The sequence below is a fragment of the Methylobacterium sp. WL8 genome, from assembly GCF_008040045.1.
Taxonomy (GTDB): domain Bacteria; phylum Pseudomonadota; class Alphaproteobacteria; order Rhizobiales; family Beijerinckiaceae; genus Methylobacterium; species Methylobacterium cerastii.
This window is the reverse complement of record NZ_VRVF01000037.1, coordinates 1-12,605: the sequence shown is the minus strand read 5'-3', so window position 1 is coordinate 12,605 and position 12,605 is coordinate 1. Positions and strand designations below refer to the sequence as shown.

Sequence of the window (12,605 nt, the reverse complement as noted above, 5' to 3'; positions counted from 1 at the left end):
GCCGGGGTTCGAACCACCGCCTTCCCAGACCTTGCGAGACCCCCATGGCCATCGACTACCGTTCCGAACTTCGACGCCCGTTGACCTTCAGCCTCGCGGTCGTCGCCGCCGTCCTCCTAGTCTGGCTGATCGTCGCCTCGATCGCCGGCGCGCGTCAGCGCAGCGCCCGCGACCATCGCATCGAGGAACTGCAGGGCCAGCAGACCGCGCTCCGTACCGATCTGGACCGACAGGTCTCGACCGCCGGCACCCTGTCTTCGCTCCAGGCCAAGATCGCCACCGCTCAACAGCAGGACAAGCAGGCGAGCCAAGCCGCCGAGCAGGCGAAGTCCCGCGCCGCGACCCTGACCCAGGAGCAGCAGGCGGCCGAGGCCAAGGCGACCGAGGCGAAGAAGGCGGCGGAGGCCGAGACCCGGAAGCTCGCTGACCTGCAGTCCCAGGTGGCCCAGGCCGAAGGAAAGCTGACCCCGCTGCGCGAGGCCATCGCCACCGCCGAGAAGTCCGCCGCCGACCGGACCCAGGACCTAGCCGAGGTCGGACGCCGCCTGGAGGACGCCCGGGTGCAGGAGGCCAAGCTCCGCGCCGATCTGGCGACCATGACCCAGGAGGCGACCGCCAAGGCAGCCGACCTCGCCAAGGCCGAGGAGCGCCAACAGAACGCCCGCGAGGCCGCCGCCGCCGCCCAGAAGGAACTGGCGGACGCACGCGCCGCGACCGGCCAGACCGCCGATCAAAGGACGGACAGCGAGAAGGCCGTCGCCGACCTGACCGCCAGCAAGGACAAGCTCACGTCCGAGATCGAGCAGTCCAACCGCGACGCCCAGCAGGCGCGGGATGCGCTGGCGAACGTCCGCAAGGAACTCGCCGAGGCCCAGGCGCAGCGCGACCGCGTCGTGTCCGAGCGCGGACAGGCCGAGCAGGCGCTGCAGAAGCTCTCAGCCGACCGCGATGCCGGTACGGCCGCCCTCGATACCCTGCGCAAGCGCCAGACCGACGCGCAGGGCGAGTTGGCTACGCTGACCGAGACCCTCGCGACCCGCAACAAGGAGGCTGCGGCTCTCGACGAACGGCTGGCCGCGGCCCGTCAGGATCTGAGCACGGCCCAGGCGAAGCTCGCCGAGGTCCGTCAGCAACTCGCCAGCCCGCCCGCCGCGCCGAGCCAGCCCGCTCGCTGAGGCGACGTCGACCCGCGCGGGCTGGCGCCCGCGTGAGTTTCGCATCCGGCCCCACCACTCGAAAAGACAGCATGATGAATATCCGCATCCTCGCCCTGACCGGACTCGCCGTCGCGGGCGCTCTGGTCGTCTCCCGGCCCTCCAATGCCCAGGAGGGCCCCGAGATGGAGGCGATGCGTGCGAATTGCGGGGGCGACTACCTTCGCCTGTGCGCCGGCATGAAGCCGGGCGGGCCCGAGGTGAAGGCCTGCTTCAGGCGCAATCGCCCGAATCTTTCGCCGGGATGTTCGCAGGCCATCGCCGCCTACGAGCGGTCCCGTGCGGGATCGGGCGGCGAAACCGACGACTGAGGTTGCCGGGCATGGGGATGCGTCCCGCCAATCGACAGTCGTCGCCCCGCCGGTCCTTGGCAGGGTCTCGCCTAGCGATCGGGACGGTCGGCTCAATCTCGTCCGCTTGGGACAGGCTCGTCGGACGGGACGTCGTCTTCCGGGGGCGGCGGCAGGTGGGGCGGCGGTAGTCGTCCCGGGCTCGGCGGCGTCGGCAAGCCGAGGTCCTCGGTCGGCGCCGGCGCTTCGTCGGTTCTGTCCTTGTCGTCGCCCATGATGTCCTCCTGCCAACCGCTGACAACGCGCCGGACATGCTTGGGAGCCGTCACCTGCTTGGGGACGTGTGAACGGGCAGGCTACTTGCTCGATGCGCTGGATGCTTCGGACGAGGGCGTCGGCGGCGGCCACGCACATTCCATGGTTGCAATCCGATGACCCTCGTTGATCTCCCCGAGACCGCTCCGCTCGACGCCGAGGCGGCGGCGACGGCCGCGCCGAACGCGCCGAACCCGGGCCATCATCCGACCCTCGTGCTGCTCGCGCTGGCGATGGGCGGGTTCGCCATCGGCACGACCGAGTTCGCGGCGATGAGCCTCGTGCCCGATTTCGCCCCCGATCTCGGCATCGACGCTCCCACCGCCGGCCACGTGATCAGCGCCTACGCCCTCGGCGTCGTGGTGGGGGCGCCCGTCATCGCGGTGCTCGCGGCCAGGATCGCCCGTCGCACGCTTCTCGTCGGGCTGATGGTCCTGTTCGCGCTGTGCAACGGCCTTTCCGCCCTGGCGCCGAGCTACCACTGGATGCTCGGCTTCCGCTTCCTCGCCGGCCTGCCGCACGGGGCCTACTTCGGCGTAGCCGCCCTCGTGGCCGCCTCGCTGGTGTCGCGCGACCGGCGGACCCAGGCGGTCTCCCGGGTGATCGCGGGCCTGACCGTCGCCACCGTCGTCGGCGTTCCCCTGGCCAACGTCATCGGGCAGCTCGTCGGGTGGCGCTGGAGCTTCGGTCTGGTCGCCCTGCTCGCCCTGACGACCGCCGCCATGGTGCGCATCCTCGCGCCGCTCGGCGCCCCCGCCCAGGGTGCGAGCGCCCTGCGGGAGCTCGGAGCCCTGCGGCGCGGTCAGGTCTGGCTGACGCTCGCGACCGGCGCGATCGGCTTCGGCGGGCTGTTCTCGGTCTACACCTACCTGGCTTCGACGATGCTGGAGGTGACCCATGCCTCGCCGGTCGCGATCCCGGTGGTGCTGGCCCTGTTCGGCCTCGGCCTCACCGTCGGCAATCTCGTCTGCGCCTGGGCGGCCGACCGCGCGTTGATGCCGGCGGCCGGGGCGACGCTGATCTGGAGCGTATGCGCTCTCGCCCTATACCCCTTCGCCGTGGGCAGCCTGTGGACGCTGGGTCCGGTGGTCTTCCTGATCGGATGCGGCGGCGGTCTCGCCACCATCCTGCAGACCCGCCTGATGGACGTGGCCGAGGATGCCCAGACCCTGGCCGCGGCCCTGAATCATTCCGCCTTCAACGTCGCCAACGCTCTCGGGCCCTGGCTCGCCGGCCTCGCTCTCGTGGCCGGGCTCGGCCTGCCTTCGACCGGATGGGTCGGGGTCGCCCTCGCCCTCGGCGGTCTGGTCCTCTGGTCGATATCGTTTGTGAAAAGGCGTTGAAGGTTCACCCCTCCCAGGACTGGGCTCAATAAGTTGAAATATAAGCGAGATTTCGCTTTGGGGTGGGGTCACGATCGGCGCCGAACGTGACCCCACCCCAATCTAAATTTTCGCAGATCAGAGAGAACATTAGCAAAGTTTTTGCCGGGGTCATGCTTCGAAACCGATCTACAGCCAAGTCGCGCGTTGGCCTCGTCCTGGTGACTACCGCATTCTTGGCTCGCATTCAGGCGGAGGGTATTGCCGAGAAGGAGCTTTCCGTACTCCTAGCGTGCGATCTGCTCGTGCCTATCGTGCACAACACAACGTACGATGCGCTACGTGAGATTAGCCCCATGCTCGCCTCTCGCAGCGGCCTGAGCACCGCCGAGGGCTCGATGGCGAGCGTTGCGACCAAACTCGCCGAAGTGGTCACCCCATAATTCTGTCGCCGCATCAGCTCCCCCTGCAACGCGTCGATTTGCGCGTGCAGCTAGTCAGCGTTGACCGCCATCACGACGAGCTGGTTCTATGCCTCCGGGAGTTGAAGGCGCAGCTTCGCGTTCTCTGTGGCAAGTTCGAGTAGGGTCAGGTCGGGAGCAGTCCCGCCCTTTCTCATTCCGCGCCGAGTCTGCTGATCGCGCCTGCCGCTGCCGCGCTGAGGGCCGCGGTGATCGCCAGTGGTCCAAATCTGACGCTTGGCTCCCTATCGCTTATGTGATTGCGGCCTGCGGACGGAAGGAGCACGGTTAGCGATCGGTCGCTTCGATCCCCTGGCAGCCAGTGCCCGAGAGATGCGTGTGCTCTCGCCCCCAAACCGGCGCGTGGAGTGCACCCGTGGCGCGCTACTTCTTCGACGTTCATGACGGCAGCGTTCATCAGTTCGATGACAAGGGCACCGAGTTCGACACCTTGGACGAGGTGCGCGAGCAGGCGATGCGGCTGCTCCCCGACGTTGCGAGGGACCAAGCGCTGCATGAGAGCGGCCGGAACGCCTATACCGTGGTCGTGACCGACGAGGATCACCATCCGGTCTACTCGGCGACCCTATCTCTCGTAGGGGTCTGGCTGATCCGCTGAAGCTTGCTTTCCGTAAGGTGGTACCAAGTGTCAGTTTCGAGTGCGCGGCGACGCAGAACCACCGTACCGGCTGGGTCGAAGCCAACCGATCACGGCCAACCGGGAACGGAACCAGCCCCCGTCGCGACCAAGCGTGCCGAGGCGCAAGCCCGAGCTGACGAGGCCGCACGCGTGTTCCAGGCTCAGGTGATGCCGAATTTCCGGCCACCGGCGGGCAAGCTGTGGGGCGTGAACGAGGCCGCGATGATGATCGTCGGTCCGGGTGGCGGGATCGGCACCACGGCGACCATCGCGGGCATCCTGGCGCTTCTCGCCCTCGGCAGCCGGCATGACGAGGCCGGGATCGCAGCGGCGACCGGTTGCCGGGACGTAGCGCACCTTCGCGAGATCCTGACGGGGATGGCGGGCAAGCTGGCGACGATCGGGCTTCGGGTCGACCGCAGGAAGGCTGGTATCCGCATCGCGAAGGCCAAACCGACCTCACGCCCACGTGATTTCAGCGACACGGTCCAGCAACAAGATCGCCACACGCCGATCATGGTGGAGCGGTAGACACCTCTGCTCCTGCGATGAACCGGAGCATGTGCATGGTACTTGCTGACCTCGATAAGCGTGCCGAGCTGACCGTCTGGCCGTCCAACAGGCCAGCTCATACCGCACGAGGGCAGACGTTCTCGACGCTGCGGGAAGCCCTCGCGGCTGCGGCCGAAAGCATTGAGGCTGACGACGCGCAGCCCTGGATCATCACCGAGGACGGCGACATCCTCTCACCGCGCTGGATCAGGGCAAACGCCGATCCGTATCAGCTACAGTAGGATGGCGAAGGACAGGCCATAAGCCGGCGCAACGGTTCCTGTTCCCTGCGCCACCGACCTTCACACGACCACCCGACCCAAGGCTTCACGGGCATGGCGCAGGGAACTGGCCCGCGCCGGCCTGTCATCGCGTGCTCTCTGTGCCGGGCTGCCTGCCGGCGTTCGCGACCGCCGCGGCGCGCAAGCGTCGAGAGGCCGTCGGCATAGCACCCCGCAAGGTCTGAGACCCGTCCGCCATGTCGAACGCCCGCGTGCGGCTACCGCATGGCTTGGCTGGTTCTACCCGCCTCTCGGATTGTAAAAAGGCGTTGAAGGTTCACCCCTCCCAGGACTGGGCTCAATAAGCCGAAATATCAGCGAAATTTCGCTTTGGGGTGGGGGCACGATCGGCGCCGAACGTGACCCCACCCCGATCTCGATTTTCGCAAATCAGAGAGCACGTTAGCAAAGTTTTTGCCGGGGCCATGCTTCGAAGCCGATCTACAGGATAGAACTTCCGCGCCTTTCCCGATTCCGCCTGGCAGCAGCACCGAGGATGCCGTCAGGCACGGTTCTGGAGCGTGGCGAGCTTCCTGGCCGCTCCGCGCTGCGCCCTGAGTGGCTCGCCGTAGCGGGCCGGCATGGCCGGCGTCTTCCAGGAACCCGCCTGCATCACCTCGAGCAGTTCGAATCCGGCCGCGAACATGTCCTGCGTCGCCCCGACCCGCGTCGAGTGGCCCGAGGGGAGGCGGGTGAGCTTCAGCCCGGCCGTCACGGCGAGGTCGCGGAACACGCGCGAGACCTCGGCGGCGCCGAGCATGGCGTCTCCGACCCGCCCGCCCTTCGTCAGAGGGCGGAACAGGGGACCGCCGTCGAGCCGCGCGGCCGCGAGCCAGGCCTCGACATGCGCCCAGGTGTCGGGCGCAAGATACTTGATCGCTCCCTCGCCCTCCTGGTCGGCCTTCGAGCGTCGCACCAGCACGGTGCCCGAGCCGTCGGCGCCGCGCTCCAGATCCCCTATATATAATGAGACGAGTTCGGAGCGGCGCAGCAGCGTGTCGTAGGCGACTGCGATCAGGGCCGCGTTGCGCAGCGCGATCAACGGCGTCTCCCGCTCTCCCTCGAGGACCCTTCTGTGAAGGCGCCTGGGCGTTTCGGCCGCGAGCATGCGCTCGATGCTGCCCCTGTTGAGCGGCTCGGCCTGCTTCTGACGCCGGCCCTTGGCCCGGGTCATCCGCTTCACCGCGAGCCGCACGATCTCGTCGCCGCAGGGATTGGACAGCCCGGCGGCGCGATGGAGCGCGGCGATCGACGAGCGGTAGCGTCCGACCGTGGCGCGGGACTTGGTCTCGGCCTGGACGTCGATGAACGCTGCGATGGTTTCCGGGCTGGCCGGGAGCATCGTCCGCCCGACGCTCGAACACCATGCCGAGAAGATCCGGCTGTCGGCGGCCAGCGCGCGGAGCGTATTGTCGGCGAAGGCGCCGCGTGCGGCGCGGGCATGATCCTCCAGCCGCGCGACCAGAAGGTCGAGGCCGGGCGGAAGCGCCTCCACGAACGGGACGGGTAGGGCGACCGAACCGCGCGGCGGTTCGGCGTCGGGATCGTCGGCGTCGAGCTCCATGGACCGATCGTAGCGGCCCAATCGTGAACGATCCACAATGATCTGCGATAACTACCATTATCGTCGGCAATCTGGGGATCGCGAGCCGGCCGCCAGGATTCCCGCTTTCTGGGTCCTTTCCGTGGAGTGCAGCCGATCCTCTCCCTATGGACCCGACGGGGAGAACTCCTGTAGTGATCCTCGCTTGGAAATTTGGGAGATCGGTGATGCCACAACCGCGACAGCGCCTGGTCCAGGTTGCCGAGAACGGACGCATGAACCTGCCCGCGGACGTTCGCCGCGCCTTGGGCCTCAGTGGGCCCGGGCGCGTGATCCTCACACAGGATGAGAACGGAGTTCTGCTGACCACCGCCGATCATGCCCTGAAACGGATCCGCGCCCTGGCGGCGCCGTTCAAGGCGGACGGCCGATCCGTCGTCGACGAGCTCCTTGCCGATCGACGGGAAGAGGCGTCGCGCGACGGCGGCACGGACATGGGTGCTGGCCGTGACTGAGATCGTGCTCGATGCCTCGGCTGTCCTGGCCGTCATCTTCGACGAAGCGGGCGCCGAGCGCGTCGCGAGCCATCTTCCCGGGGCCATGATCTCGACCGTCAACGTGTCCGAGGTCATGACCAAGCTGTACGATCTGGGGATGCCGCAGGCGACCGTAGAGGACATCGTCGCCGGCTTGCAGCTCACGATCCTACCCTTCGATCTCGAGCAGGCCGCCGAAGCCGCACGTCTCCGCAGCCACACTCGTGAGGCCGGCCTATCCCTCGGCGATCGAGCCTGTCTCGCGACCGCGAAACACCAGGGCGTGCCGGCCCTCACTTCGGACAGGGCGTGGAAGAGCCTGAAGCGGGCGGTCTCGGTGAAGATCGAGCTGATCCGGTGACCATACACCTAGGGATTCTCTGTTATTTTGTGTGGTGGTGCGGGTGAACGGGAGCCGCCGGACGTAACGGCGATTCGGATGGGATGAATGACATCCCCAAGCCTCCCATGCCGAAGCGTTTGCTCCCATTCATTCCGTCCTCGCTGCGCGTCATCGCGGTCGCAGCCGAGCCCAAGCGGGCCTGTCGCAAACGCGAATGTGCCTTCGTTTACGGATCGTTAGCCATCCCTGACCAGCTTGCCGCCTCCGCCCTGGAGCCGGCCCATGATCCTGTCCGCCATCGTTGCGAAGCTGAAACAGCGCTCCAAGGCCGACTTCAAGGGCCGGCACTACGAGGCGACACTCATCGTGCAGGCGGTCTCCTGGTACCTGCGCTACCCGCTGAGCTACCGTAATATCGAGGAGCTGTTCCTGGAACGGGGTCTGGAGGTCGATCACAGCACCATCAACCGCTGGGTGCTGGCCTACGCGCCGATGATCGAGAAGCGGCTGCGGACCTTCCGCAAGGCGCATTGCGGCTCGATCCGAATCGACGAGACCTACATCAATGTCCGCGGTGAGTGGCGCTATCTCTACCGGGCCGTCGACAAGCACGGCAATCCAGTCGACTTCCTGCTGACCGCAAACCGGGATCTCGACGCCGCCAAGCGGTTCTTTCGCAAGATGCTGCAGGATCAACCGCTGTTGGCCCCGGACCGGATCGGTACGGATGGGGCCGGCACCTATCCGCCGGCCATCGCCGAGAGCCGAAAGGAGGTACTGCTGCCCGGCAAACCCACCCACTACGTCACGAAGCACCTGCAGCAAGGGATCGAGAGCGACCACTTCCGGGTGAAGCGGTCGATGCCGCGGGTGGGCGGTTTCCGCTCGTTCAACACGGCCCGGCGCACGATCCAGGGCTTCGAGGCCATGCTCTGGCTGCGCAAGGGCTTCGGCTTCGTCGGCGCATGGACGGTGCGTGAGCAAAACCAGCTACTCGCACTCTGCTTCGGGCTTCCCCAGGCGAACAAAGGGTGAAAGCGAGACGGCAAAGGTCGTTCCGCGTCTCAGATCCGAGTTTGCGACACGCCCTTCCATGATGAGGTCGCGCTGGCGGGTCTTGAGACGGTCCAGGAGGGCTTCGAGCTTGTCCATGGCGCGCTGTAACGAGGCGTGCGTTGCTCGACAACATGGCGTTGCGAGCCGGTTAGTAGGTCAGTTCAAAACCCTGTCGAAGTTGCCGCGGCCACAATGTGATTCACGGTGTGGATCGGCGTCGAAGCATGCCCCCTCCCATAACTGCGCCCAAATCATTGCAAAAGTGGACAAAAAACCACGCCAGGTAGGGTCACGATCGGCGCCGATCCATAAATAGCGCGCCAGCGCGATCATCATAGGATCGGAGCATGCGTACCGGCTTGCCTGCCTTGGGGAGGCTGCCTGTGATCTCACTGTAGGTAGACCCGCCTGACAAGGCGTTCGACCTTGGGATGCGCGGCTGCGACGAGGGCTGCTGCGCTGAAGGCGCTGACAAGCATGATGGTGGCAGCAAGATCATTCATAGTCGCAATATCAGGGCTGGAAGATGATTTGGCGACACGACCTACTGACGTGGGTCAGAGCGCCTCACCCATTCAGCGGTTTCTGGCGGTGTTCGACGAGCCAGCCGAGACCGCAGAGGGCGAAATATATTATCAAGCCCACGAGGGCAGCGCTCCCGGCAAGCCGGAGGTCTGGCACCCCCGAGACGGTGCCCTGCTCAATCAATGTGAGAGTGCGATCTGCAGTCCCAGCGGTGTGGCTATCTCTGAGTTGAACGAGGCGGCGGCATTTCTGAGCGGGATTGAGTGGATCAAGCCCGTTGGCGAGACAGGCAGGCAGAGGACGTGCATCCCAGGTAGCTTGCCCGGCCAGGATAAGAGCAAGCAGCAGGCAAGGCGCGGCTACGAACCAAGCGAGCCGACGGTACCAGGGGATCCTCTGAATCATGGCCTACGCCCTGCGTTCGGCATGTCGAATGGCCTCACAGGTCTACAGCAAATCATTCGCCAAACCGAGGGAAGAACGATCTGCTTGCCACTGTCGCGACTTCGCGAAATCGCTTCGTTGGGCAGGATGAGATCGGTTCGATGATCGCCGGCACCCGCGGAGATCGCAGTCTGAACCGCTGCGCAATTAATAGCGCGCCACCGCGATCATTATACGATCGGAGCAGGCGTCCTGGCTCGGTTGCCTCTGGGGAGCCGCGCGATAACCTCATGCGATGCCCGAGACGAGTCGCATCGCCCGCCTTCGTGTCACCCTCGACGACACCAAGCCGACCATCTGGCGGGCCGTCGAGGTGCCGCTTTCGGCAAGCCTTAAGCTCCTGCACGAGGTGATCCAGGCGGCGATGCCATTCCAGGACTACCACCTCTTCGAGTTCCGGGAGGGGGCCGTGCGGTACGCAATCCCAGACTCGGAGTGGGCCGGGCGGGAGACCCGCAGCGCGAAGACCACCAAGCTCGGGGCCCTGGTCGGTCGAGGCACCTCCACCTTCACTTACACCTACGATTTCGGAGACAACTGGCAGCACACCGTCACGGTCGAAAAGGTCGGCCCAGCGGACCCCGAGGTGGCCTACCCGAGGTTCCTAGACGGCGCTCGGCGGGCGCCACCCGAGGACGTAGGAGGGACGATGGGCTTTGAGGAGTTCCTCGAGGCTGTCACCAAGCCCCGGCATCCTGAGCGGAAGCGGATGCTGGAGTGGTACGGCGGCCCGTTCGATCCCGACGCGCTAGACCGGGAGGCCATCGAGACAGGCATGACCAAGCTGGCTCGACGCCGTTCCATCGGGCAGGCGGCATTCGCGATGAGCCGAGGCCACTTTCAGAGGTAGGCTGGAGGCCCGGTTCGCTGGTCGGTTCTTGGTGCTGGCCATACCCTGTGCGATCCTTCCAGCTCGTTGCACAATCCGCCACTTGCAGCGCGGGCACTCCACGTGGAGCCGGCGCCCACGACGATCGCCCGCGCCAACGGTGTCCCTTCAGCAGCGTGCTGGACGGTCGCAGCAGCGCATTGTAGGCGTCCGCGACAGATGCAGGGTTGCTGCTCCAGGCGAGGTTGGCCTCTTGAACGACCATAGAGGAGCGGCACCGCTGACGATCTATCTCGACGTCGATGGCGTCGTGACGACGGTCAGCTACCAACGGCAGGCCGGCGAGGACAGGCTCAACCCGACCCAGGTCGCCCTCGTCGCCGGCTTGGTGAGAGAGTTCGATGCCAAAGTGGTCGTCTCATCGACATGGCGCGTCGACGACTGTCGTCCGACCCTGGTGAAAGCCGGCCTTCCCGAGGCCTGCTTCCACCCAGACTGGCGAACCGCCATCCTACCAACGAGCCGAGATGCTGAAACGGGCGGTATGCTCCCGGCCGAGCGAGCTGGGCGTGGCGACGAGATTGCCGAGCACGCGGCTCGAAACCGCATCTTAGACTACCTCGTACTCGACGACGTCGCGGTCGGTCCCGCTCACGCGGGCCGACACGTCCGGCCGATTGCGGAGTCCGGCCTAAGCGAAGCGGACGCGGCCCAAGCTCGAAGACTTCTGGCTGGGATGGACGTCGTTCGCTGAACGATAGGTCGGAACGGATCTCATCTCCCGACCGCCGATTTAACGCCCCCTTAGGGATTGAACTTTCCGAGGGCACGCGTCATGCCATGACAGTGGAGTGACACGCGCGTCACGCTGCTCCCGACATCGACAGGGTCACTTCGACCTTTGCCGGACACGCCCGTCCGGTTCCTCCTCGACGCTGCACCTGTGCGGCTTCTTGGAGCGCGTCGCGTCGGATCGTGGATTGGCAGGAAGGAGTGGATGCGATGTTTGGGTTCAGAAACCAGGTCGATGCATCCAGTCCTTCACTTGCCGCGCTGGGCATTGCCGAACGGTCGGCGGCAAAGGCCTATGCTGCCCTCATAGCGACTGGTTGGTCCGAGATTGGCTTCGGGTACCATGGCACCGTCCATGCGCATCAGGACCACCCGGACGTCGTCGTGCGCTTTGCACGTAAAGCCGATGGCTTCGGTGACTATGCGGCTCTGCTCCGCAGAGGGTTCGCTGGTTCCGACGGACCGCATGCACCGCGTATCCACGACATGCACGTTAGCCGCTGCGGTGCGCTGATGACCGTGGGCTCGCGACTGTCCAATCCCTCCCGCGACACCTGGTGGCTAGCCTACGCCCACGCCGTCATCGCGGACCATCCGGGAATTGCGATGGATGAGGGTGTGCGCGATCGGTTCAAGACTGAATGGCCGGCGCATGAGCCCCGGGTCGACCATCCGAGCTTCGACGGCATCCGCGAGGCGTTCAGGACCGCGTGGCCTGGCTACGAGGCTTATGTTGCCGCGTTGCGAACCGTGTCGCCCCAGAGCCTCGACCCAAACATCGGCAACGTCCTCGTCGGAGACGATGGCAGTCCCGTGGTCAACGACCCCCTGTGCGACGACGGCTACGGCCTGTGGCGCTCGCCTCTCCTGCGGGTTTCGGCTCGCTACGCGGATCTCGTACGCCGGCTTGCGAGCGACGCAATTGGTAGAGCCCCCGTCCCCGCCTGATCGTGAAGGCAACGCCGCAGCACTGCGCCGTTGCATCAGATCAATGGCTGGAAAACCGATGACGTTTTCATCGTACGGAACCTAGCTCCAGAGGATCCTCTTCGTCGTTCGATCGGATGCGGTGACGCTGTCGGTGCAGGGTGACGCCGGACGAACGCGGACCCGATCCTGTCCTCGGGCTTCTCGAACTCCACAGCGCTCAATCCTTCGTGCAATCAATTGCAAAAGGCGTGCGCGAGGCAGTCATCCTAAGTCAGGCGGAGCTCCTCAGCCCAGGACGATCGATAGCTAAATCACGAGGCGCGCTTCGATCAGATCGATCTCACGGACGAGCCGACGCAGGAGCACATCGTCGATGGCTTGCGAGCGACGCAAACGGTAAGTCAAGGTCGTGTCCCAGGCGGTGGTGTAGCTGAGGGGTGGTCATCGGCGGTTGCCGGGTAGGGTCGGGTTGCGACGACCAACCCCGAACCCGAGAGACCCCCGATGACCGACGAGATCATGGCCCTGCGCG

15 protein-coding genes are annotated in these 12,605 nt (G+C 65.9%); 12 read left to right on the top strand and 3 right to left on the bottom strand.

All coding sequences use genetic code 11. The features are described 5' to 3' along the window. Positions 1-44: 44 nt before the first annotated feature. Complete coding sequence (locus tag FV234_RS14540) at positions 45-1,175, top strand: chromosome partitioning protein ParA (protein WP_147830015.1); 1,131 nt, start codon at positions 45-47, stop codon at positions 1,173-1,175. 74 nt (positions 1,176-1,249) lie between these two features. Next, the gene (locus FV234_RS14535) at positions 1,250-1,525 is read left to right on the top strand and encodes a hypothetical protein (RefSeq protein ID WP_246686204.1); all 276 of its coding nucleotides are present in this window, start codon (positions 1,250-1,252) and stop codon (positions 1,523-1,525) included. Positions 1,526-1,617: 92 nt separating this feature from the next. Here FV234_RS14535 and FV234_RS26495 read toward each other — a convergent pair whose 3' ends face one another. Beyond that, complete coding sequence (locus FV234_RS26495; RefSeq protein WP_210250899.1) at positions 1,618-1,779, bottom strand: hypothetical protein; 162 nt, start codon at positions 1,777-1,779, stop codon at positions 1,618-1,620. A 156-nt stretch (positions 1,780-1,935) separates the two neighbouring features. Between FV234_RS26495 and FV234_RS14530 the strand changes: the two genes are divergently transcribed. The 4 genes from FV234_RS14530 to FV234_RS14510 all read left to right on the top strand — a co-directional run bounded on the left by FV234_RS14530 (position 1,936) and on the right by FV234_RS14510 (position 5,036). After that, positions 1,936-3,162 (top strand): MFS transporter, encoded by a 1,227-nt coding sequence (locus tag FV234_RS14530; RefSeq protein ID WP_147830013.1) that lies wholly within the window; start codon positions 1,936-1,938, stop codon positions 3,160-3,162. Positions 3,163-3,978: 816 nt separating this feature from the next. After that, positions 3,979-4,221 carry a hypothetical protein gene (locus FV234_RS14520; RefSeq protein WP_147830011.1) on the top strand — a complete coding sequence of 81 codons (243 nt, stop codon included), beginning with the start codon at positions 3,979-3,981 and terminating at the stop codon, positions 4,219-4,221. Between the two features lie 171 nt (positions 4,222-4,392). Further along, on the top strand, positions 4,393-4,773 hold the full coding sequence (locus FV234_RS14515; RefSeq protein WP_147830009.1) for a hypothetical protein: 381 nt from the start codon (positions 4,393-4,395) through the stop codon (positions 4,771-4,773). 35 nt (positions 4,774-4,808) lie between these two features. Further along, the gene (locus FV234_RS14510) at positions 4,809-5,036 is read left to right on the top strand and encodes a hypothetical protein (protein WP_147830007.1); all 228 of its coding nucleotides are present in this window, start codon (positions 4,809-4,811) and stop codon (positions 5,034-5,036) included. A 541-nt stretch (positions 5,037-5,577) separates the two neighbouring features. On the opposite strand, the gene FV234_RS14505 is transcribed toward FV234_RS14510, so the two are convergent. Then, the gene (locus FV234_RS14505) at positions 5,578-6,639 is read right to left on the bottom strand and encodes a tyrosine-type recombinase/integrase (RefSeq protein WP_147830005.1); all 1,062 of its coding nucleotides are present in this window, start codon (positions 6,637-6,639) and stop codon (positions 5,578-5,580) included. Positions 6,640-6,893: 254 nt separating this feature from the next. On the opposite strand from FV234_RS14505, the gene FV234_RS14500 reads away from it, so the two are divergent. The 3 genes from FV234_RS14500 to FV234_RS14490 all read left to right on the top strand — a co-directional run bounded on the left by FV234_RS14500 (position 6,894) and on the right by FV234_RS14490 (position 8,532). Further along, complete coding sequence (locus tag FV234_RS14500) at positions 6,894-7,133, top strand: AbrB/MazE/SpoVT family DNA-binding domain-containing protein (protein ID WP_246686203.1); 240 nt, start codon at positions 6,894-6,896, stop codon at positions 7,131-7,133. After that, positions 7,126-7,515, top strand: a complete 390-nt coding sequence (locus FV234_RS14495; protein WP_147830001.1) for a type II toxin-antitoxin system VapC family toxin — start codon at positions 7,126-7,128, stop codon at positions 7,513-7,515. Before FV234_RS14500 ends, FV234_RS14495 begins: the two co-directional genes overlap by 8 nt. 264 nt (positions 7,516-7,779) lie before the next feature. Then, positions 7,780-8,532 (top strand): IS6 family transposase, encoded by a 753-nt coding sequence (locus FV234_RS14490; protein ID WP_147829999.1) that lies wholly within the window; start codon positions 7,780-7,782, stop codon positions 8,530-8,532. A 177-nt stretch (positions 8,533-8,709) separates the two neighbouring features. On the opposite strand, the gene FV234_RS26490 is transcribed toward FV234_RS14490, so the two are convergent. Then, complete coding sequence (locus FV234_RS26490) at positions 8,710-8,889, bottom strand: hypothetical protein (protein ID WP_210250897.1); 180 nt, start codon at positions 8,887-8,889, stop codon at positions 8,710-8,712. 868 nt (positions 8,890-9,757) lie between these two features. Here FV234_RS26490 and FV234_RS14485 point away from each other — a divergent pair. From FV234_RS14485 to FV234_RS14475, 3 genes are all read left to right on the top strand, one after another. Then, the gene (locus tag FV234_RS14485) at positions 9,758-10,372 is read left to right on the top strand and encodes a plasmid pRiA4b ORF-3 family protein (RefSeq protein WP_147829997.1); all 615 of its coding nucleotides are present in this window, start codon (positions 9,758-9,760) and stop codon (positions 10,370-10,372) included. A gap of 232 nt (positions 10,373-10,604) precedes the next feature. Continuing rightward, a complete protein-coding gene (locus tag FV234_RS14480) occupies positions 10,605-11,105 on the top strand; it encodes an HAD domain-containing protein (protein WP_147829995.1) in 501 nt (166 codons plus the stop codon). A gap of 248 nt (positions 11,106-11,353) precedes the next feature. Beyond that, positions 11,354-12,091 (top strand): hypothetical protein, encoded by a 738-nt coding sequence (locus FV234_RS14475; protein ID WP_210250895.1) that lies wholly within the window; start codon positions 11,354-11,356, stop codon positions 12,089-12,091. Positions 12,092-12,605 lie beyond the last annotated feature (514 nt).